Genomic DNA, 19,637 nt, shown 5'->3' with positions numbered 1-19,637 from the left:
AGACCCCGGCGACGGTGGCCGGGGGGCCTGCTTTTACTTGGCAGTCGGCATCACGAACTCGGCGCCCTTGCCGATGCTCTCGGGCCAGCGCTGCATCACCGACTTCTGCTTGGTATAGAAGCGCACGCCCTCTTCGCCGTAGGCATGCATGTCGCCGAACAGCGAGCGCTTCCAGCCGCCGAAGCCGTGCCAGGCCATGGGCACCGGGATCGGCACGTTGATGCCGACCATGCCGACCTGGATGCGGCGGCTGAACTCGCGCGCCACGTTGCCGTCGCGGGTGAAGCAGCTCACGCCGTTGCCGAACTCATGCGCGTTGACCAGGTCGACTGCGTCCTTGAAGTTGGCCACGCGCACGCAGCTGAGCACCGGACCGAAGATTTCTTCCTTGTAGATGCGCATCTCGGGCGTGACGTTGTCGAACAGCGTGCCGCCCATCCAGAAACCGTCGCCGCAGCCTTCACCGGCGGTGCTGCCATTGAAGTTGCGGCCGTCGACCAGCAGCTTCGCGCCTTCCTTCTCGCCCAGGTCGATGTAGCCGGTGATGCGCTCGTGCGCGGCGCGCGTGACGATCGGGCCCATCTCGGCGGCGAGATTGGTGCCGTTGAGCACCTTCAGTGTCTTCGTGCGTTCGATGAGCTTGGGAATGATCTTGTCGGCCACGTCGCCGACCAGCACCGCCACGCTGATGGCCATGCAGCGCTCGCCGGCAGAGCCGTAGCCCGCGCCGATGAGGGCGTCGACCGTCTGGTCGATGTCGGCGTCAGGCAGCACCACCATGTGGTTCTTCGCGCCGCCCAGAGCCTGCACGCGCTTGCCGTGGCGGGCGCCGGTTTCGTAGATGTAGTTGGCGATGGGCGTGGAGCCGACGAAGCTGATGGCCTTGACGTCCGGATGCTCGAGCAGCGCGTCGACCGCAGCCTTGTCGCCCTGCACGACGTTGAACACGCCGTCGGGCAGGCCGGCTTCCGTCAGCAGTTCGGCCATGCGCAGCGAGGCGCTCGGATCGGTCGGGCTGGGCTTGAGCACGAAGGTGTTGCCCGCGGCAATGGCCACCGGGAACATCCACATCGGCACCATCACCGGGAAGTTGAAGGGCGTGATGCCGGCGACCACGCCGAGCGGCTGGCGCAGCGTCCAGTTGTCGATGCCGGTGCTCACCTGGTCGGTGAAGTCGCCCTTGAGCAGTTGCGGAATGCCGCAGGCGAACTCGACGATGTCGATGCCGCGGCTGACTTCGCCCTGCGCGTCGGTGAAGACCTTGCCGTGCTCGGCGGTGATGAGGTGGGCCAGCTCGTCCTTGTGCTCGTTGAGCAGCTGCAGGAACTTGAACATGACGCGCGCGCGGCGGATGGGTGGGGTGTCGGCCCAGGCCGGGAAGGCGGCCTGCGCGGCGGCGACGGCTGCGGAGACCTGCGCGGTGTCGGCCAGGCCGACCTTACCGGTGACGGCGCCGGTGGCGGGGTTGGTCACGTCCTGCGTGCGGCCGGAGGTGTTGGCGGCAGGCTTGCCTGCGATGAAGTGGTCGATGGAGGTGGGCATGGGGAGGGCTTTGAGAAGGCTTTACTGGCGGAGGAGTGCAATCAGTTTAGGCAGCACCTTGTTCCGCGCCTAGTCACGAAGACTGAACTTATTGTTCAGAATAGCGAACAATAGAACCATGAAACCCCAAAATATCGAGTCGCTCTGGACGCACCTTCACTGGCTCACGGTGCTGGCGCAGCAGGGCAGCTTCACGGCGGCGGCGCTGCGCCTGGGCGTGAGCAAGGCAGCCATGAGCCAGCGCATCGCCGAGCTGGAGCGCGCGGCCGGCGCGCCATTGGTGCAGCGCACCACGCGCAGCGTGCGGCTCACCGAGGCCGGCCAGCGGCTGGTGGAAGACATGCGCGGCCCCTTCGAGCAGATTGCCCACAGCTTCGCGGGCGTGCGCGATCTCGCGGGGGTGCCGCGCGGGTTGGTGCGGGTAACGGCGCCGGTGGCCTTCGCGCGCCAGCAGCTGGTGCCGCGGCTGGCCGACTTCCTGCGCGTGCAGCCGGAGGTGCGCCTCGAGCTCGATCTGTCGGACCGGCTCAGCTCGCTGGCGATGGAGGGCTTCGACCTGGCCATCCGCCACACGGCCGCGCCGCCCGACACGCACGTGGCCTGGACGCTGTGCGAAACCCGCTCGGTGCTGGTGGCCAGCCGTGCCTACCTGCGCCGCCGCGGCACGCCGCGCGAGCCGCAGGCGCTGGCGGAGCACGACTGCCTGCACTACCCGCGCGCGCAGGAAACGCCGACCTGGCACTTCGAGGCAAAGGCCTCGGCACCGCGCATCACGGTGCCTGTCTCGGGGCCGCTGGTCGCGAACAACAGCGAGGCGCTGCGCGATGCGGCCCTGAGCGGGCTTGGCATTGCGCTGGTGCCCGATTTCAGCGCGCAGGCGGCGCTGCAGTCGGGCAAGCTGCAACAGGTGCTGCCGCAGTGGCGCTCGGTGGGTGCTTTCGGCGAGCGGCTGTATGCAATACGGCCCTACGCCACGCATGTGCCGCAGGCTGTGACGGCCTTTGTGGGGTGGTTGCGTGAAGCCCTGTCCGAGGGCTTTTCAGCGTGATCGCACCTGCCCTGAAGAAAACCCGAAGAAACGGCGTTGTGCCCTACGCAAACGAGGGGTCTGGAGCACCTTCACACAGGATGCACCCGGTTACGATGCGCGCTTCCACCCCCGCCTTTGTTAACTTTCCCGCTCACCCGCCCTATGTCCCCTGCCACATCGACTGCCGACGCCTCCGCCGCCGACAGCGCGTGGCCTCGCGTCGAGCAGCGGGAGCAGGAAGGCCGCCAGTGGACGGTGGCCAGCGGCTGCTGGACCACGCTGGCGATGTCGTCCAAGCCGGCCTGGCAGGCGCTGGCCAAAAGCCTGGAAACCGCCCCGCCCGCCGACGACCGCGCCTGGGACCTGCGCCCCATCGGGCAGCTCGACCACATCGGCGCGCAGTTGCTGTGGGAACACTGGCGCCACCAGTGGCCGGCCACGCTCGAAATGTTGCCGCAGCACAAGGCCGTGCTCGACCAGGTGGCGCAGTACACCGTCGCCACGCCGGACGAGCCCCCGCCCTCGCTGAGCGACCGCATCCGCGCGTTCTCGCACAACGGGCCGCGCGCGATGTACGTGGTGCGCGACTTCACAAGCCTGATCGGCCAGCTGGCGCTCGACGTGGGCCGGCTGATTCGCGCGCCGCACCGCGGGCCGTGGCGCGATTTCTCGGGGCACCTGTATCAGTTCGGCGCCACGGCGCTGCACATCACGGCGCTGGTCGGGCTGCTGATCGGCGTGGTGCTGGCCTACCTGATCTCGCAGCAATTGCGGCAGTACGGCGCCGAGACTTTCGTGGTGAACATCCTCGGGCTCTCGCTGATCCGCGAACTGGGGCCGGTGCTGGCAGCCGTGCTGATCGCCGGGCGATCGGGCTCGGCCATCACGGCGCAGATCGGCGTGATGCGGGTAACGGAAGAACTCGACGCAATGCGCGTGATGGGCATCCCGCACGGCTTTCGCCTCGTGATGCCGCGCGTGCTGGCGCTGGCCATCGCAATGCCGCTGATCAGCCTCTGGACTTCGATGGCGGCGCTCGCGGGCGGCATGCTGGCGGCCGATGCGGCGCTCAATATTTCGCCCGCCTACTTTCTTTCGGCGCTGCCGCGCGCGGTGCCGATTTCAAACCTCTGGCTGGCGCTGGCCAAGTCGGCGGTGTTCGGCATTCTGATTGCGCTGATCGGCTGCTACTTCGGCATGAAGGTCAAGCCCAACACCGAGAGCCTCGGGCGCGGCACCACGCAGTCGGTCGTCACGTCGATCACCGCGGTGATCCTCGTAGACGCGCTCTTCGCAGTGCTCTTCAAGGGCATCGGATTCAGGGCCTGACACCATGAGCATGCCCGTACGCTCCGACACCTACACCACCGTGGTGGACATCCGCGGCCTGTGGACGGTGTTCCAGAGTCCCGACGGCGAACAAGTGGTGCACCGCGACCTGCAACTGCACATCGACCGTGGCGAGGTGCTGTCGCTGGTCGGCGGCTCGGGCACCGGCAAGACGGTGCTGTTGCGCCAGATCCTCGGGCTCGAGAAACCCACGCGCGGCCACGTCGAGGTGCTGGGCCAGGAGCCTGGCGAGCTCAGCGCATCGGGCGCGGCCAACGTGGGCATGCTGTTCCAGCACGGCGCGTTGTTCTCGGCCTTCAGCGTGCTGGAGAACATCGCCTTTCCGCTGCGCGAGCTGAAGCTGCTGCCCGACGAGCTGATCCGCCACGCGGCGCTGGTGAAGCTGCAGATGGTGGGCCTCGGCCCGCAGCATGCGAACAAGAGCCCGTCGGACCTCTCGGGTGGCATGATCAAGCGCGTGGCGCTGGCGCGCGCGCTCATCATGGACCCGCCGCTGCTGCTGCTCGACGAGCCCACGGCCGGCCTCGACCCCGAGGCGTCCGACAGTTTCTGCGACCTGCTGCGCGGCCTGCACCGCGAGCTGGGCCTCACGGTGGTGATGGTCACGCACGACCTGGACACACTGTTCGACCTGAGCACCCGCATCGCGGTGCTGGCCGACCAGAAGGTGATCGTCACCGGCGCGGCACGCGAAGTCATCGCGTACCCGCATCCCTTCATCCACGAATACTTTCTCGGCGGGCGCGGCCAGCGCGCCCTGGAGGCTCTGCACGACAAGCCCGCCGAACAATCTCCGTCGCAGCCCGCCGCCGAGGCGGGCCGCTGAAAGGTAGGTAGCCACCATGGAAAACAAGGCCCACGCCCTCGCCGCCGGCGCCTTCGTGCTCGGCCTGATCGCCGCGCTCGTCGGGCTGGTGATCTGGTTCACGCGCGACAACACCGTGCGCAACATCTACGAGCTGTCCACGCGCGACGCCGTCAGCGGCCTGCAGCCGCAGGCGATGGTGCGCTACCGCGGCATCGCGGTGGGCAAGGTGGCGTCGATCGACTTCGACCCCAAGGTGAAAGGCAATGTGCGCGTGCGCATCACGGTCGACGAGCGCGTGCCGCTCACCACCTCCAGCTTTGCCACGCTGAGCTACCAGGGCGTGACCGGCCTGGCCTTCATCGCCCTGGACGACAAGGGCGAGTCGACGGTGTCGCTGAAGCCGGACGACGACAACCCGCCGCGCATTCCGCTCAAGCCATCGATGCTGGCGCAGCTGCAGGACCGCGGCGAGGCCATCATCAACCAGGTCGAGGAAGTGACGAAGCGCGCCAACCAGCTGCTGAGCGACCCCAACCAGAAGCGCGCGGCCGAAGCGCTGGAGAACATCGCGGCCGCCTCGTCCAGCGCCAACACGCTGCTCAAGACGCTCGACAACACGGTGAAGACCGGACTGAATCCCGCACTGACGAAGCTGCCCGACACGCTGGCCTCGGTGAAGAAGGCGGCCGGCGACGTCTCGCGCGTGGCCACCAACTTCAACACCACCGTGGGCCGGCTGAACGCGCCCGACGGCCCGGTCGAGCGGCTGAGCGACGGCACCAAGGCGCTGGCGCAGGCGGTCGATTCGTTCAACGCGGCGACGCTGCCGCGCGTGAACCGCGTGGCCGACGACACCTCGCACGCCGTGCGCCGGCTGGGCCGCGCGGCGGACAACATCAACGACAACCCGCAATCGCTGCTGTTCGGCAACGGCGGCGCAGTCGCGGGCCCGGGCGAGCCGGGGTTCAGCGCGCCCGCTGCGACGCGGCCCTGAGCAGCATCCAGGGAGGACCACCCACCATGAAGAACGCCATTCGCTCCTTGATGAACCCGGCCGCCATCGCGCTCGGCGCCGCGCTGCTGGTCGCAGGCTGCGGTGCGCTGCCGGACAAGCCCGCACGCACCACGCTGTACGACTTCGGCCCCGGCCTGACGGCGCCTGCTGCTGCCGCTGCGCCTGCCGCGGCCACCCTTCCCACGCTGGCGCTGGCCGAGTTCGACAGCAACTCCCGCCTGGACGGCACGCAGATCCTCTACCGGCTGGGGTACGCCGACGCCAACGAGCTGCGCCCCTACGGCCAGTCGCGCTGGAGCCTGCCGCCCGCGCAGCTGCTGCGCCAACGGCTGCGCGACACGCTGTCGGAGCGCCGCACCGTGCTCGGCCCCGAAGAAAGCGCCACCATCTCGCGCAGCCGGGGCGAGACGCCCGACACGCTGCGCATCTCGCTCGACGAGTTCAGCCACTACTTCGATTCGGCCAGCGCCAGCGTGGGCCTGGTGCGCCTGCGCGCCACGCTGGTCCGCAGCGCGCCCGCCGGTGACCGCGTGCTCGGCCAGCGCACTTTCACCGTGCGCCGCCCTGCTTCCAGCGCCGACGCCCCCGGCGGCGTGAAGGCACTGATCTCGGCCAGCGATGCCGCGATGGCCGAGGTGGTGCAATGGGTGGACCAGTTGCAACAGCAGACACCGCAGCAACCCCGGCAATAGCAGCCATTCAACGGACGGAGGATCGACCCCATGAACGCAACACGCATCGTCGGCATCCTGCTGATCGTGGCCGGCATCGCCGCCCTGGGCCTCGGCAGCTTCAGCTTCACCAAGGAAACCCACGAGGCCAAGCTCGGCCCGCTGGAGTTCTCGATGAAGGAGAAGCAGACGGTCAACTTCCCCACCTGGGCCAGCGTGGCCGTGATCGTGGTGGGCGGAGCGCTGGTGCTGCTGGGCGGCAAGAAGGGCTGATCGCCCTCAGCCCCTGAGGCCTGGCAAGGCTGCCAGCAGCTGTGGCAGCAGGTCTTCCGAGGCGCCGCGCAGCACCACGGTCGCGGCCTCGTCCAGGTGCGGCAGCGGCTCCAGGTTGAGCGCGATGAGCCGCGCGCCATGCGCCAGCGCGGTCTGCGGCAGCTCGGCCGCCGGGTAGACGATGGTCGTGCTGCCGACCACCATGAACAGATCGCACTCCTGCGCGGCCACCTGCGCATCGAGCAGCACGCCTTCGTTCAGCATCTCGCCGAACATCACCACGTCGGGCCGCGCGTGCGAGCCGCAGCGCAGGCAGCGGTGAAAGGGCCATGGGCCGCTGCGGTTGCCACAGCGGTCGCAGCGCCAGCGGCGCAATGAGCCGTGGAGTTCGAGCACGTCTAGCCCGCCCGCCTGGGTCAGCAGGCCGTCGACGTTCTGGGTGACCAGCCGGGTGGCAGGGCGCAGCCTTTGCAGCAGCGCCAGCGCGGTGTGGCCCGGGTTGGGCTGCGCCGACTCGATCAGCGACAGGCGCTGCGCCCAGAATTTCGTGAAGCCCGAAGGGTCGCGCTGAAGGTCTTCGGCATGCGAGAACTGCAGCGCGTTCTGGTTCTTCCACAGGCCGTCGGCGTCGCGGTAGGTCGGGATGCCCGAGGCGCGCGACAGGCCGGCGCCGGAGAAGACGACGATGCGCCGGGCATTGTTCAGCAGCTCAATGGCTGCGCGAAGAGAAGAAGAGATGTCTGGTGTGACTGGCGTCATCGCTCTGGTCTGGGGGGATTCGCGGCAGGCGGGTTGGCGGTGGCGCCCAGGCGTTGCGACACGGTGTCCGCGCAGGCCTTGAGCGCGCGGGAAATTTCGCCGTCCCACGCGGTATTGAAGATGCCGGCAGGGCCGATGGCGGTCACGGCCAGCACGATGGCGCCAGTGTGGTCGAAGACGGGCGCCGCCATGGCGCTCACGCCTTCGATGACCTCGCCGTCGGAGCGGCTGATGCCGTGCGTGCGCACTTCCTGCAGCTGGCGCTCGAAGTCGCTCCACGAGGGCAGCGGCTGCACCGGCGGCATGCCGGCCGGAACGGGCTCGGAGGCCTTGCGCTGCTTCTGGCGCTGGCGCTCGTCCTCGAGCAGCTGGCGCACCGCGTCGGCATCGAGGAAGGCTGCGAACACACGGCCCGAGGCCGTGTTGGTCAGCGAGAACACCGTGCCGTGCCGCATGTTCACGTGCACCGGCGAGGGCGATTCGGCCGTGCGCACGATGGTCGCGCCGCGCGCGCCCCACACGGCCAGCGCCACGGTGTGGCCGGTCTGCTGGGCCAGTTGGGCGATCAGCGGGGTGGCAATGTGCACCGGGTCGGCCTGCTGCAGGCTGATGAGCCCCAGTTGCAAGGCGAGCGGGCCGAGCAGATAGTGGCCGCTGGCGCGGTCCTGCTCGATCAGGCCCAGGCGCCCGAAGCTGACCATGTACGGGTGCGCCTTGGCGGCCGTCATGTCGGCTTCCCGCGCCAGGTCTTTCAGCGCCATGGGCCGGCCGTGGTGCACCAGCGCGCGCAGCAGCTGGCCGCCGACTTCGATGCTCTGGATGCCGCGCTGGGCGCGGTCGGTGTCACTGGCTGCCATGGCCGGCCTCGCCTTCTGGTCGTTCGTTCATGAAGAAGGGATTAGACATTAACTGATCAGCGGCTTACACTGCAGAAAATTCGTTCACCGCGAATTCGTTCAGATTAGACGAATCGCAAAACCAACCTCACCCACCCTACCAACGGAGACAACCGATGAGCCAAGCCAAGAAATTCGCCAGCCAGGCCGACATGGAAGAAAAGAAGATCACCTTCAGCCAGATCTCCGAACATGCCTGGGCCTACACCGCCGAGGGCGACCCCAACACCGGCATCGTCATCGGCGACGACTGCGTGCTGGTAGCCGACACCCAGGCCACCCCCGCCATGGCGGCCGACGTGGTGCGCCGCATCCGCGAAGTGACCGACAAGCCCATCAAGTACGTGGTGCTCACGCACTACCACGCGGTGCGCGTGCTGGGCGCGGCAGGCTACGGTGCCGAACACATCCTGGCCAGCCAGGACACGCGCGACCTGATCGTCGAGCGCGGCGAACAAGACAAGGCCAGCGAAATCGGCCGCTTCCCGCGCCTGTTCCAGAACGTCGAGACAGTGCCGCCCGGCCTGACCTGGCCCACCATGACCTTCACCGGCAAGATGACGCTGTGGCTCGGCAAGCTTGAAGTGCAGCTGATCCAGCTCGGCCGCGGCCACACCAAGGGCGACACCGTCGTCTGGCTGCCGGGCGAGAAGACGCTGCTGTCGGGCGACCTGGTCGAGTTCGGTGCCACGCCGTATGCGGGCGACGCCTACTTCAAGGACTGGCCGCAGACGCTGGACAACATCGCCGCCCTGAAGCCCGCCGCGCTGGTGCCGGGCCGCGGCGCCGCGCTGACCACGCCGGCCGAAGTGGCCGAGGGCCTGACCGGCACGCGCAACTTCATCTCCGACGTGTACGCCAGCGTGCAAGAGGGCGTGAAGGCCGGGCGCGACCTGAACGCGGTCTACAAGGACACCTACGAGAAGCTCAAGCCCAAGTACAGCCAGTGGGTGATCTTCGACCACTGCATGCCCTTCGACGTGAGCCGCGCCTACGACGAGGCCTCGGGCCATGCCGACCCGCGCGTGTGGACGGCCGAGCGCGACATCGAGATGTGGAAGGCACTGGAAGGCTGATTGCGCGAGACGACAGAAGAAGACACGGAGACAACACGTGATCGACTATCAGAGCCTGCGCTTCGACTATCGCCGCCACGCTGACCAGGACTCGGCCACGCCCGCCCGCCACCCGGTGGTGATCGTCGGCGCCGGCCCGGTCGGCCTCGCGCTGGCCATCGACCTTGCGCTGCGGCAGGTGCCCGTGGTGCTGCTCGACAACGACAACACCCTCTCAAGCGGATCGCGCGCGATCTGCTTCGCCAAGCGCACGCTGGAGATCTTCGACCGCCTCGGCTGCGGCGACCGCATGGTCGACAAGGGCGTGTCGTGGAACGTGGGCAAGGTGTTCTTCCACGACGAGCAGGTCTACCGCTTCGACCTGCTGCCCGAGCCCGGCCACGAGCGCCCGGCCTTCATCAACCTGCAGCAGTACTACGTCGAGGGCTACCTCGTCGAGCGCGCGGCCACGCTGCCGCTGATCGACCTGCGCTGGAACAGCAAGGTCACGGGCATCGAGCAGCGCGACGACGGCGCGGTGCTGACCGTGGAGACGCCCGAGGGCGACTACCGGCTGCACGCGGACTACGTTGCCGCCTGCGACGGCTCGCGCTCCAACCTGCGCCAGCTGCTGGGCCAGGAAGCAAAAGGCCGCGTGTTCCGCGACCGCTTCCTGATCGCCGACATCACGATGGACGCGCACCTGCCCACCGAGCGGCGCTTCTGGTTCGACCCTTCGTTCCACCCCGGCCAGAGCGTGCTGCTGCACAAGCAGGCCGACGGCATGTGGCGCGTGGACTTCCAGCTCGGCTGGGACGCCGACCCGGTGGAAGAACGCAAGCCCGAGAACATCACGCCGCGCGTGCGTGCGCTGCTCGACAGCATCGGCTTCGAAGGCGTGCAGTTCCAGATCGGCTGGGCCAGCGTCTACACCTTCGCCTGCCAGCGCATGGAGCACTTCCGCCACGGCCGCGTGCTGTTCGCGGGCGACTCGGCGCACGGCGTGTCGCCCTTCGGCGCGCGCGGCGCCAACTCGGGTGTGCAGGACGCGGACAACCTCGCATGGAAGCTCGCGGCGGTGGTGCGGGGCGACGCGCCCGATGCGCTGCTCGACAGCTACGCCAGCGAGCGCGAGTTCGCGGCCGACGAGAACATCCGCAATTCCACACGCGCCACCGACTTCATCACGCCCAAGAGCGAGGTGAGCCGCCTCTTCCGCGACGCGGTGCTGGAGCTGACCAAGCGCCACGCCTTTGCGCGCACGCTGGTCAACAGCGGGCGGCTGTCGGTGGCCACGGTGCTGCGCGATTCGCCGCTCAACACGGCCGATGCCGAAGCCTTCGCCGGTGTGATGGTGCCGGGCGCCGCGGCGGCCGATGCGCCTGTCGTGCACGCCGATGGCAGCACCGGCTGGCTGCTGCGCGAGTGCCATGTCTCGCAGTTCACCGCACTCGTGTTCGGCCAGGGTGAGACGGCCGAGCGGAGCCTGCAGGCGCTGAAGGCGAGCGACTTTCCGCTGCACGTGGTGCACGTGGAAGGCGGCGGCGCCGACGTCGCACTCGCCACCCAGCGCTACGACGCGCAGCCCGGCACCGTCTACCTGCTGCGGCCCGACCAGCACGTTTGCGCGCGCTGGAGGCAACCCACGGCGGCAAACATCCGCGCAGCCATCGGCCGCGCACTGGCAAAGGCGTGAACACCATGCAGCAGCAACAGCACCTGACCACCGCACCGAACCTCGAAGCGCCCGACGACTTCTACGAAGCGCTCATCGAGGCGCATCAAGGGCTTTCCACCGAGGAAAGCCATGCCTTCAATGCGCGCCTCGTGCTCGTGCTGGCCAACCACGTAGGCTCACTCGCCGTGCTGCGCGAAGCCTTCGAGGCGGCGCGTGCCGGCTAGGCTGCACGCATCCCGACCTCCTCATTGCGACTTTCGAAAGAGAAGCCCATGACCCCAGCAACCCCAGCCTCCGAACGGCGCTACCAGAGCGGCTTCGGCAACGAATACGCCTCCGAGGCGGTGCCCGGCGCCCTGCCCCAGGGCCGCAACAACCCGCAGCGCGGGCCCTTCGACCTGTACACCGAGCTGATCTCCGGCACCGCCTTCACCGCGCCGCGCCACGAGAACCGCCGCACCTGGCTGTACCGTCGCCAGCCCTCGGTGGTCTCGGGCCGCTACCAGCCCTACGCGCAGGCGCACTGGACGACCGGCGCCGACCGTGAGATCTCCCTGCCGCCCGAGCCCCTGCGCTGGCATCCGCAGCCGCTGGACGGCGCGGCCGACATCGACTTCGTCGACGGCATGCGCACCATCGCGGCCAACGGCGATGCCGAGTCGCAGGTCGGCATCGGCTCGCTGATGTATCTCGCGGGCCGCTCGATGGAGCGCCGCGCCTTCGTCAACGCCGACGGCGAGATGCTGCTGGTGCCGCAGCAGGGCCGCCTCGTCATCACCACCGAACTGGGCGTGCTCGACGTGAAGCCTGGCGAAATCGCGGTGCTGCCGCGCGGCATGGCCTTCAAGGTGGCGTTGCCCGACGGGCTCTCGCGCGGCTACGTGTGCGAGAACTACGGCGCGCACTTCCGCCTGCCCGAGCTCGGCCCCATCGGCTCGAACGGCCTGGCCAACGCGCGTGACTTCCAGGCGCCCGTGGCGGCTTTCGAATCGGAAGAAGGCGCCTACGAAATCGTCAAGAAATTCGGCGGCCGCTTCTGGCAGGCGCCGATGAAGCAGTCGCCTTTCAACGTGGTCGCCTGGCACGGCAACCTGTCGCCGGTGAAGTACGACACGGCGCATTTCATGGTGATCGGCTCGATCAGCTTCGACCATCCCGATCCGTCGATCTTCACCGTGCTGACTTCGCCCAGCGACACGCCCGGCACGGCCAATTGCGACTTCGTGATCTTCCCGCCGCGCTGGATGGTGATGGAGAACACATTCCGCCCGCCATGGTTCCACCGCAACCTCATGAGCGAGTTCATGGGCCTGGTGCTGGGCGAGTACGACGCCAAGCCGGGCGGCTTCAAGCCCGGCGGCGCGAGCCTGCACAACTGCATGGTGCCGCACGGCCCCGACGAGGAAGCCTTCGACAAGGCCACGCACGCCGACCTGAAGCCGCACAAGCTGGACAACACGCTGGCCTTCATGTTCGAGAGCCGCTACCGCTTCATTCCGACGAACTTCGCGCTGAAGAGCCCTGCGCTGGACACCGACTACGCGGACTGCTGGGCGGGACTGAAGGACCAGTTCAAGGCATGAAGAACGCATTCACCCTCACCCGCCGGGCGGCGGCCGTGGCGCTGCTGGCGGCGCCCTTCCTCGTGCACGTCGCACAGGCCGCAGACTTTCCGTCCAAGCCCATCCGCTTCATCGTGCCCTACACGCCGGGCGGCACCACCGACCTGGTGGCGCGCACCGTGGGCCAGAAGGTGTCGGAGAAGCTGGGCCAGCCGGTGCTGATCGACAACCGCGGCGGCGCGGGCGGCAACATCGGCATGGACGCCGTGGCCAAGGCCGCGCCCGACGGCTACACCATCGGCTTCGGCGCCATCTCGACGAACGCGCTGAACCCGCACATCTACAAGTCGATGGCCTTCGACCCACGCAAGGATTTCACGGCCATCAGCCTGCTGGGCACCTCGACCATCGTGCTCGAAGTGCCGGCCGCCTCGGCCATCAGGACCGTGCCCGACCTCGTTGCCGCCGCGAAGAAGAACCCCGGCCTGCCCTACGCCACCGCGGGCGCCGGCACCTCGATGAACCTGGCCGGCGTGATGTTCGCGCAGATGACCGGCACCGAGCTCGTGCACGTCGCCTACAAGGGCAGCGGCCCGGCCATCACCGACATGCTGGGCAACAACATCGGCGTGATGTTCGACAACCTGCCGGCCTCGCTGCCGCACATACAGGCGGGCAAGCTGCGCGCGCTGGCAGTGGCGGGCCCCACGCGCTCGCCTTCGCTGCCCGACGTGCCGACGATGGCCGAAGCCGGGCTCAAGGGCTACGCGCTGGAGCCGTGGTTCGGCGTGTACGGCCCGGCGAAGCTGCCGGCGCCGATCGTCAAGGCGCTGAACGAGGCCTTGGTCGAAGCGCTTGCCATGCCCGACGTGAAGGCCAAGCTGGCGCAGGCCGGCTTCTCGCCGCGCGGCTCGACCCCGCAGGAGCTGACCACGCTGACCGAGACCGAATACAAGCGCCTGGGCGATGTGGCCAAGAAGGCCGGCATGACCGCAGACTGAACCGATTCACAGAAAGACATCCATGACCGCACTGAACGCCACCCATGACCCGAAGCTGCGCAGTTGGGTCGCCTCGGCCAATGAAGCCGGCACCGACTTCCCGATCCAGAACCTGCCCCTCGGCCGCTTCCGCACGGCCGGCAGCAGCGAGGCTTTCCGCATCGGCGTCGCCATCGGCGACCAGGTGCTGGACCTGCGCGCAGCGGGCCTCGTCGACACCGACGACATGAACGTGCTGATGAACGCCAGCATCAAGGACCGCCAGGCCCTGCGCGCCGCAATCTCCGCCGGCCTCGCCGAAGGCAGCGACAAGCAGGCCGCGTGGTCGAAGGCGCTGCTGGCGCAGGCCAAGGCCGAGATGACGGTGCCCTGCCGCATCGGCGACTACACCGACTTCTACACGGGCATCCATCACGCGACCACCGTCGGCAAGCTGTTCCGCCCCGACCAGCCGCTGCTGCCCAACTACAAGTGGGTGCCCATCGGGTATCACGGCCGCGCCTCGTCCATCGTCGTGAGCGGTCAGAGCTTCAAGCGCCCACAGGGCCAGACCAAGGCGCCCGACGCCGCATCGCCGAGCTTCGGCCCCTCGAAGCGGCTCGACTACGAGCTGGAGCTGGGCTTCCTGGTAGGCCGCGGCAACGCGCAGGGCGAACCCATTGCCATCGGCGAAGCCGAAGACCACCTGTTCGGTGTGACGCTGCTCAACGACTGGTCGGCGCGCGACGTGCAAGCCTGGGAGTACCAGCCGCTCGGCCCCTTCCTCTCGAAGAATTTCGCGAGCTCGCTGTCGCCGTGGATCGTGACGATGGAGGCGCTGGCGCCGTTCCGTGCGAAGTTCGAGCGGCCCGCGGAAGACCCGCAGCCGCTGCCGTATCTCGACTCGGCATCGAACCGCGAGAGCGGCGCGCTCGACATCACGCTCGAAGTGCTGCTGCAGACCGCGAAGATGCGCGCCGAGGGCGTTGCACCGGCGCTGCTCACGCGCGGCAACACCACCGAGGCCGCCTACTGGACGGCCGCACAGCTCATCGCTCATCACACGGTGAACGGCTGCAACCTGCAGCCCGGCGACCTGCTGGGCTCGGGCACGCTGTCGGGCCCGAAGCCCGACGAGGCCGGCTCGATGATGGAACTGACGCTGGGCGGCAAGCAGCCGATCACGCTGCCGAATGGCGAGAAGCGCACGTTCCTGGAAGACGGGGACACGCTGATCATTCGCGGTTACTGCGAGCGCGCGGGCGCCGTGCGCATCGGCCTCGGCGAAGTCAGCGGAACGGTGGTCTGAAGGGGTATCAGGGCGCGGTGGCGGGCGTCGCCACAGGCGCCGGCCACGCCACTTCACTTGCCACGCGCGGCTTGCCGATCGGCGCGGTCGCCTTGCCGGTCTTGATGGCCGCCAGGTCGGCCTCGCTCGGGTACTGGTTCGCAAGCCAGTAGTCGAACACCCGGCGCGCGATGGGGGCCGCGGCGCCCGCGCCCCAGCCGGCGTTTTCCACGATCACGGCCACGGCGATCTTCGGGTCGTTCACGGGCGCGAAGGCCATGAAAAGGGCGTGGTCGCGCTGGTGTTCTTCGAGGGCGCGCGCGTTGTACTTGGTGTTCTGCGCCTGCGTTACCGCCTGCGCCGTGCCCGTCTTGCCGGCTGCCTGGTAGGCTGCGCCCGCAAACACGCCACGCGCCGTGCCGGCAGTGACCACGCTGGTCAGGCCGTCGCGGACCACCGCGACGTTGGCGGCCGAGAAGCCGAGGTTTTCCGCCGGCGGCTGTGGCAGCGGCACCACCTGCCCGCTGACGGTGTTGCGCGTGGCCAGCACGAGGTGCGGCTTGTGCTTCAAGCCACCGTCGGCCACGATGGCCGTGGCCTGCGCCAGCTGCAGCATCGTGAAGGCGTTGTAGCCCTGCCCGATGCCCAGCGAGATGGTCTCGCCCGCGTACCACTTCTTTTGCTCGGGACGCTTGTAGGTGTTGCGCTTCCACTCGGTGCTGGGCAGCACGCCGCGCACCTCGCCACCCAGGTCGATGCCGGTGATCTGGCCGAAGCCCAATGGCTTCATGAAGTCGTGGATCAGGTCCACGCCCATCTCGTTGGCCAGCGAGTAGTAGTAGATGTTGCTCGACAGCTGGATCGAGCGGCGCATGTCGACGCCGCCCAGGTTGCCTTCGGGGCTGCCGAAGCGGTGGCCGCCGAAGTTGAAGTAGCCGGGGTCGTTCACCACCACGTTGGGTCCGCGCTTGCCGGTTTGCAAGGCCGCCATTGCCATGAAGGGCTTGTAGGTGGAGCCGGGCGGGTAGGTGCCGCGCAGGGCGCGGTTCAGGAGCGGCTTGTCGAGGGACTCGGTCAGCGCCGCCCAGCTTTCGTTGTCGATGCCTTCGACGAACAGGTTGGGGTCGAAGGTGGGCTTGCTCACGAAGGCCAGCACCTCGCCGGTCTTGGGGTCGATGGCCACCAGCGCGCCGCGCCGGTCGCCGTACATGTCTTCCACCAGCTTCTGCAGCTTGATGTCGAGTGACAGCATCACGGTGTTGCCGGGCGTGGCCGGGTGGCTGGCCAGGCGACGCACGGCGCGGCCGCCCGCCGAGGTTTCCATCTGCTCGACGCCGGTCTGGCCGTGCAGCGTCTTCTCGTAGCTCTGCTCGATGCCGAGCTTGCCGATGTAGTCGGTGCCCTTGTAGTTGGCCTGGTCTTCTTCGTCCCAGTCTTCCATCGCGGTCTTCTCGCGCTGGTTGATGCGGCCGATGTAGCCAAGCACGTGCGAGGCCAGCTCGCCCTGCGGGTAGTTGCGGAACAGGCGCGCCTTGATTTCCACGCCCGGGAAGCGGTAGCGCTGGGCCGCGAAGCGCGCCACCTCTTCGTCGCTCAGGCGGGTGCGGATCGGAATGGAGTCGAAGCTGCGCGAGTCTTCGCGCAGGCGCTTGAAGCGGCGGCGGTCGCGCGGCGAGACTTCGAGCACCTGGGTCAGGCTGTCGATGGTTTCCTCGACGTCGTTCACCTTCGAGGGCGTGATCTCCAGCGTGTAGGCCGAATAGTTCGAGGCCAGCACGATGCCGTTGCGGTCGAGGATCAGGCCCCGGTTGGGCACCACCGGCACCACGGCCGTGCGATTGCTCTCGGCCTGCTCGGCCAGGTCTTCGTGGCGCGTGACCTGCAGGTACACCAGCCGCGCGCACAGCAGGCTGAACGCGAAGAGCACCGCCAGGCCAATGACGATCACGCGGCGCTTGAAGCGCGCGAGGTCGGCGGCGACGTTGCGGATTTCGGTCATGGCGGTGGGAGCTTAGGCGCGTGCAGTCGCTTTTGGCAAATGCGGCAGGCAGGGCTTAGAGGGGGCGGTTCTCGTCCGGTTCCGGGGTGCGGCGCTGGGGCGCGAGCAACAACGCCGTGACCAGCGGCCACAGCGCAGCCTCGATGGCGGGCGAGATCAGCACGGTCCACCCCGGGAACACGCCACCGCCGATCATCCGCGTGACGACCTCGATCAGCTGCGACAGCGCAAAGAGCGGCAGCACCTGCAGCGCCTGCGACAGCACCGGATACCAGAGCAGGCGCCGGTGGATGGTGATCGCGAAGAAGCCCAGCGTGGTGTAGGACAGCGCATGCTGGCCCAGCATCGACGACTGATGCACGTCCATGCACAAGCCGAACACGAAGGCCGCGCCGATGCCCACGCGCGCGGGCTGGTGCACGCCCCAGAACACGATCACCAGCGCCAGCAGGTCGGGCATCCAGACCGCGCGGCCGATGGGGATCATGTTGATCAGCAGCGCCACCACGAGGCTGCTCCACATGAAGAGCGGGCTGACGGGCAGCAGGAGCTGCTGCTGGCCTGGACGCTTGATCATGGGCGTGCTCCCGCAGGCTTCTTTTCGTTCTTGCCCGCGCCGGGCTTGCCTTCAGGCCGCTTGCGCTGGGCGGCGGCGGGCGCGGCAGGCGGCGGCGCGGCCGGCGTGCCGGTGGGCTCGAGCACCAGCACATAGCGCGCGGCCGTCACATGGGCCAGCGGCACGCAGTAGATGCGGGCGAAGGCCGAGTCGGCACGCCGCTCGATACGCTCGATCTTCGCCACCGGCAGGCCGGCGGGGTAGATGCCGTCGACGCCGCTGGTGGAGAGCAGGTCGCCCTCCTGCAGGTCGGCATTGGCGGCCATGAAGCGCAGCTCCAGCCCGCCGCCGTGGGCCGAGGCGTCGCCGAAGGCCACGCTGCGCACGCCGGTGCGGGTGTTCTGCACGGGAATGGAAAGATCGCGGTCGATCACCAGCGTGACCTCGCTCGTGAAGGGCAGCACCTGCGTGACCTGGCCGAGCACGCCGCGCGCGTCGATCACCGGCGAGCCGGGCGCCACGCCCTGGGTCAGGCCCTGGTCGATGACGATCTTGCGGGTGTAGGGGTCGGCCGCGTCGTAGAGCACCTCGGCGGCGCGGCCCGGCGTGGCCGTGGTCTGGCGCAGTTCGAGCAGCTCGCGCAGGCGGGCGTTGTCCTGCAGCAGCGTGTCGGCCTGGGCAGCGCGTTCGGCCTGCATCATCAGCGCCTTGCGGGCGTCTTCCTCGTTGCGCTGCGCGGTCTTCAGGTCTTCGAGGTAGCGCCCGCCCCCCAGCACGGCCTGCACCGGCTTCAGCGCCACCCATTGCACCGGGTAGAGCACCGCGCCGATGGCCGCGCGGATCGGCTGCACGATGTGAAAGCGCGCATCGGCCACCATGAGGAACAGGGACAGCGCGCCGAAGAAGATCAGCTTGCTGAGCGCCGACTGCCCCTGGTTGAACAGGGGTGGCGCTGTGCGATCGAGCGTGCCCAGAGGCATGAATTCAGACCCGGCGGTGGTGCGGAATCAAATAACAAAAAGCCGGCCTGCGCAAGCAGAGGCCGGCCGATGATGGCTTTCGCCTTTTACTCGCTCGTGAAGATGCTGCCGAGACGGTCCATGCGCTCCAGCGCAATGCCGCAGCCGCGCACCACGCAGGTCAGCGGGTCTTCGGCCACCAGCACCGGCAGGCCGGTTTCCTCGGCCAGCAGGCGGTCGAGGTCGCGCAGCAGCGCGCCGCCGCCGGTCAGCATCATGCCGCGCTCGGCGATGTCGGCGCCCAGCTCGGGCGGCGTCTGTTCCAGCGCGTTCTTCACGGCCGAGACGATGTTGTTGAGCGGATCGGTCAGGGCTTCCAGCACTTCGTTGCTGCTGATGGTGAAGCTGCGCGGCACGCCTTCGGAAAGGTTGCGGCCCTTGACTTCCATTTCCTTGACTTCGGAGCCCGGGAAGGCCGAGCCGATGTTCTTCTTGATGACTTCGGCCGTCGGCTCGCCGATCAGCATGCCGTAGTTGCGGCGGATGTAGTTGATGATGGCTTCGTCGAAGCGGTCGCCGCCGACGCGCACCGAGCCCTTGTAGACCATGCCGCCCAGGCTGATGACGCCCACTTCGGTGGTACCGCCGCCGATGTCCACCACCATCGAGCCCGAGGCTTCGCTGACGGGCAGGCCCGCGCCGATGGCCGCGGCCATGGGTTCTTCGATGAGGTAGACGGAGGTGGCGCCGGCTGCTTCGGCCGCGTCCTTGATGGCGCGGCGCTCGACCTGGGTGGAGCCGCAGGGCACGCAGATGATGATGCGCGGGCTCGGCGTGAGCAGCGTGCGCGGGTGCACCATCTTGATGAACTGCTTGATCATCTGCTCGGTGATCACGAAGTCGGCAATGACGCCGTCCTTCATCGGGCGGATCGCCTCGATGTTGCCGGGCACCTTGCCCAGCATGGCCTTGGCCTCGCGGCCGACGGCCTGGATCACCTTCTTGCCGTGGGGGCCACCTTCGTGGCGAATGGCGACAACCGAGGGTTCGTCCAGCACGATGCCCTTGTTACGGGCAAATATCAGGGTGTTGGCGGTGCCGAGGTCGATCGCAAGGTCGGTGGAAAAATACCGACGGAAAGCTCCAAACATGTGCGGAATTCCTCTGAGTACGGCCTGCGCATCGGCAGGTCGTCACTCTATTTTTTGGGTCGTTT

The 19,637-nt window shown here is 68.2% G+C and carries 19 protein-coding genes; 12 read left to right on the top strand and 7 right to left on the bottom strand.

Annotated elements, in window-relative coordinates; genetic code table 11:
- Window positions 1-33: 33 nt before the first annotated feature.
- Window positions 34-1,542 carry a CoA-acylating methylmalonate-semialdehyde dehydrogenase gene (locus BLV60_RS09520; RefSeq protein WP_093053588.1) on the bottom strand — a complete coding sequence of 503 codons (1,509 nt, stop codon included), beginning with the start codon at window positions 1,540-1,542 and terminating at the stop codon, window positions 34-36.
- Between the two features lie 118 nt (window positions 1,543-1,660).
- Here BLV60_RS09520 and BLV60_RS09515 point away from each other — a divergent pair, with 118 nt between their 5' ends.
- From BLV60_RS09515 to BLV60_RS09490, 6 genes are all read left to right on the top strand, one after another.
- On the top strand, window positions 1,661-2,590 hold the full coding sequence (locus tag BLV60_RS09515; RefSeq protein ID WP_093053586.1) for a LysR family transcriptional regulator: 930 nt from the start codon (window positions 1,661-1,663) through the stop codon (window positions 2,588-2,590).
- Window positions 2,591-2,734: 144 nt separating this feature from the next.
- The gene (locus tag BLV60_RS09510; protein WP_093053583.1) at window positions 2,735-3,901 is read left to right on the top strand and encodes an MlaE family ABC transporter permease; all 1,167 of its coding nucleotides are present in this window, start codon (window positions 2,735-2,737) and stop codon (window positions 3,899-3,901) included.
- 4 nt (window positions 3,902-3,905) lie between these two features.
- Window positions 3,906-4,748, top strand: coding sequence for an ABC transporter ATP-binding protein (locus BLV60_RS09505; protein WP_093053581.1), 843 nt, complete (start codon window positions 3,906-3,908; stop codon window positions 4,746-4,748).
- Between the two features lie 16 nt (window positions 4,749-4,764).
- Window positions 4,765-5,724: an MlaD family protein gene (locus BLV60_RS09500; protein WP_093053578.1), complete on the top strand. Its 960-nt coding sequence runs from the start codon at window positions 4,765-4,767 to the stop codon at window positions 5,722-5,724.
- A 26-nt stretch (window positions 5,725-5,750) separates the two neighbouring features.
- Entirely contained in the window at window positions 5,751-6,437 is a 687-nt protein-coding gene (locus BLV60_RS09495) for an ABC-type transport auxiliary lipoprotein family protein (RefSeq protein ID WP_093053575.1), read from the top strand.
- A 30-nt stretch (window positions 6,438-6,467) separates the two neighbouring features.
- Window positions 6,468-6,689: a hypothetical protein gene (locus BLV60_RS09490; protein ID WP_093053572.1), complete on the top strand. Its 222-nt coding sequence runs from the start codon at window positions 6,468-6,470 to the stop codon at window positions 6,687-6,689.
- A 6-nt stretch (window positions 6,690-6,695) separates the two neighbouring features.
- On the opposite strand, the gene BLV60_RS09485 is transcribed toward BLV60_RS09490, so the two are convergent.
- Together BLV60_RS09485 and BLV60_RS09480 are read right to left on the bottom strand one after the other, a co-directional pair.
- Complete coding sequence (locus BLV60_RS09485; RefSeq protein WP_093053570.1) at window positions 6,696-7,448, bottom strand: SIR2 family NAD-dependent protein deacylase; 753 nt, start codon at window positions 7,446-7,448, stop codon at window positions 6,696-6,698.
- Complete coding sequence (locus BLV60_RS09480) at window positions 7,445-8,305, bottom strand: IclR family transcriptional regulator (protein ID WP_093053566.1); 861 nt, start codon at window positions 8,303-8,305, stop codon at window positions 7,445-7,447. Before BLV60_RS09480 ends, BLV60_RS09485 begins: the two co-directional genes overlap by 4 nt.
- Window positions 8,306-8,460: 155 nt before the next feature.
- Between BLV60_RS09480 and BLV60_RS09475 the strand changes: the two genes are divergently transcribed.
- Genes BLV60_RS09475 through fahA form a run of 6 tightly spaced genes read left to right on the top strand, consistent with a single transcriptional unit; the run spans window position 8,461 to window position 14,928 of the window.
- The gene (locus BLV60_RS09475) at window positions 8,461-9,420 is read left to right on the top strand and encodes an MBL fold metallo-hydrolase (RefSeq protein WP_093053563.1); all 960 of its coding nucleotides are present in this window, start codon (window positions 8,461-8,463) and stop codon (window positions 9,418-9,420) included.
- Window positions 9,421-9,457: 37 nt separating this feature from the next.
- A complete protein-coding gene (locus tag BLV60_RS09470; RefSeq protein WP_093053560.1) occupies window positions 9,458-11,095 on the top strand; it encodes an FAD-dependent oxidoreductase in 1,638 nt (545 codons plus the stop codon).
- 5 nt (window positions 11,096-11,100) lie between these two features.
- Window positions 11,101-11,301 (top strand): DUF2783 domain-containing protein, encoded by a 201-nt coding sequence (locus BLV60_RS09465; protein WP_093054237.1) that lies wholly within the window; start codon window positions 11,101-11,103, stop codon window positions 11,299-11,301.
- A gap of 48 nt (window positions 11,302-11,349) precedes the next feature.
- Entirely contained in the window at window positions 11,350-12,660 is a 1,311-nt protein-coding gene (hmgA, locus tag BLV60_RS09460; protein ID WP_093053557.1) for a homogentisate 1,2-dioxygenase, read from the top strand.
- Window positions 12,657-13,640 carry a Bug family tripartite tricarboxylate transporter substrate binding protein gene (locus tag BLV60_RS09455; protein ID WP_093053554.1) on the top strand — a complete coding sequence of 328 codons (984 nt, stop codon included), beginning with the start codon at window positions 12,657-12,659 and terminating at the stop codon, window positions 13,638-13,640. The genes hmgA and BLV60_RS09455 overlap by 4 nt, the downstream gene beginning before the upstream one ends.
- A gap of 22 nt (window positions 13,641-13,662) precedes the next feature.
- Entirely contained in the window at window positions 13,663-14,928 is a 1,266-nt protein-coding gene (gene fahA / locus BLV60_RS09450) for a fumarylacetoacetase (protein WP_093053551.1), read from the top strand.
- 7 nt (window positions 14,929-14,935) lie between these two features.
- On the opposite strand, the gene mrdA is transcribed toward fahA, so the two are convergent.
- From mrdA to BLV60_RS09430, 4 genes are all read right to left on the bottom strand, one after another.
- Window positions 14,936-16,906: a penicillin-binding protein 2 gene (gene mrdA / locus BLV60_RS09445; RefSeq protein WP_093053547.1), complete on the bottom strand. Its 1,971-nt coding sequence runs from the start codon at window positions 16,904-16,906 to the stop codon at window positions 14,936-14,938.
- Window positions 16,907-16,961: 55 nt separating this feature from the next.
- Window positions 16,962-17,483, bottom strand: coding sequence for a rod shape-determining protein MreD (mreD, locus tag BLV60_RS09440; RefSeq protein WP_093053544.1), 522 nt, complete (start codon window positions 17,481-17,483; stop codon window positions 16,962-16,964).
- Complete coding sequence (gene mreC / locus BLV60_RS09435; protein WP_093053541.1) at window positions 17,480-18,442, bottom strand: rod shape-determining protein MreC; 963 nt, start codon at window positions 18,440-18,442, stop codon at window positions 17,480-17,482. Before mreC ends, mreD begins: the two co-directional genes overlap by 4 nt.
- A gap of 86 nt (window positions 18,443-18,528) precedes the next feature.
- Window positions 18,529-19,572: a rod shape-determining protein gene (locus BLV60_RS09430; RefSeq protein ID WP_007833435.1), complete on the bottom strand. Its 1,044-nt coding sequence runs from the start codon at window positions 19,570-19,572 to the stop codon at window positions 18,529-18,531.
- Window positions 19,573-19,637: the final 65 nt, after the last annotated feature.

The sequence above is a fragment of the Variovorax sp. YR634 genome (genome assembly GCF_900106655.1).
Classification (GTDB): domain Bacteria; phylum Pseudomonadota; class Gammaproteobacteria; order Burkholderiales; family Burkholderiaceae_C; genus Variovorax.
This window is presented reverse-complemented; position numbering and strand designations above follow the sequence as displayed.

What these genes read in the sequence shown, in the direction of transcription:
- BLV60_RS09520 (WP_093053588.1), bottom strand. Translation starts at nt 1,542, where the DNA reads ATGCCCACCTCCATCGACCACTTCATCGCAGGCAAGCCTGCCGCCAAC.
- BLV60_RS09515 (WP_093053586.1), top strand. Translation starts at nt 1,661, where the DNA reads ATGAAACCCCAAAATATCGAGTCGCTCTGGACGCACCTTCACTGGCTC.
- BLV60_RS09510 (WP_093053583.1), top strand. Translation starts at nt 2,735, where the DNA reads ATGTCCCCTGCCACATCGACTGCCGACGCCTCCGCCGCCGACAGCGCG.
- BLV60_RS09505 (WP_093053581.1), top strand. Translation starts at nt 3,906, where the DNA reads ATGAGCATGCCCGTACGCTCCGACACCTACACCACCGTGGTGGACATC.
- BLV60_RS09500 (WP_093053578.1), top strand. Translation starts at nt 4,765, where the DNA reads ATGGAAAACAAGGCCCACGCCCTCGCCGCCGGCGCCTTCGTGCTCGGC.
- BLV60_RS09495 (WP_093053575.1), top strand. Translation starts at nt 5,751, where the DNA reads ATGAAGAACGCCATTCGCTCCTTGATGAACCCGGCCGCCATCGCGCTC.
- BLV60_RS09490 (WP_093053572.1), top strand. Translation starts at nt 6,468, where the DNA reads ATGAACGCAACACGCATCGTCGGCATCCTGCTGATCGTGGCCGGCATC.
- BLV60_RS09485 (WP_093053570.1), bottom strand. Translation starts at nt 7,448, where the DNA reads ATGACGCCAGTCACACCAGACATCTCTTCTTCTCTTCGCGCAGCCATT.
- BLV60_RS09480 (WP_093053566.1), bottom strand. Translation starts at nt 8,305, where the DNA reads ATGGCAGCCAGTGACACCGACCGCGCCCAGCGCGGCATCCAGAGCATC.
- BLV60_RS09475 (WP_093053563.1), top strand. Translation starts at nt 8,461, where the DNA reads ATGAGCCAAGCCAAGAAATTCGCCAGCCAGGCCGACATGGAAGAAAAG.
- BLV60_RS09465 (WP_093054237.1), top strand. Translation starts at nt 11,101, where the DNA reads ATGCAGCAGCAACAGCACCTGACCACCGCACCGAACCTCGAAGCGCCC.
- hmgA (WP_093053557.1), top strand. Translation starts at nt 11,350, where the DNA reads ATGACCCCAGCAACCCCAGCCTCCGAACGGCGCTACCAGAGCGGCTTC.
- BLV60_RS09455 (WP_093053554.1), top strand. Translation starts at nt 12,657, where the DNA reads ATGAAGAACGCATTCACCCTCACCCGCCGGGCGGCGGCCGTGGCGCTG.
- fahA (WP_093053551.1), top strand. Translation starts at nt 13,663, where the DNA reads ATGACCGCACTGAACGCCACCCATGACCCGAAGCTGCGCAGTTGGGTC.
- mrdA (WP_093053547.1), bottom strand. Translation starts at nt 16,906, where the DNA reads ATGACCGAAATCCGCAACGTCGCCGCCGACCTCGCGCGCTTCAAGCGC.
- mreD (WP_093053544.1), bottom strand. Translation starts at nt 17,483, where the DNA reads ATGATCAAGCGTCCAGGCCAGCAGCAGCTCCTGCTGCCCGTCAGCCCG.
- mreC (WP_093053541.1), bottom strand. Translation starts at nt 18,442, where the DNA reads ATGCCTCTGGGCACGCTCGATCGCACAGCGCCACCCCTGTTCAACCAG.
- BLV60_RS09430 (WP_007833435.1), bottom strand. Translation starts at nt 19,572, where the DNA reads ATGTTTGGAGCTTTCCGTCGGTATTTTTCCACCGACCTTGCGATCGAC.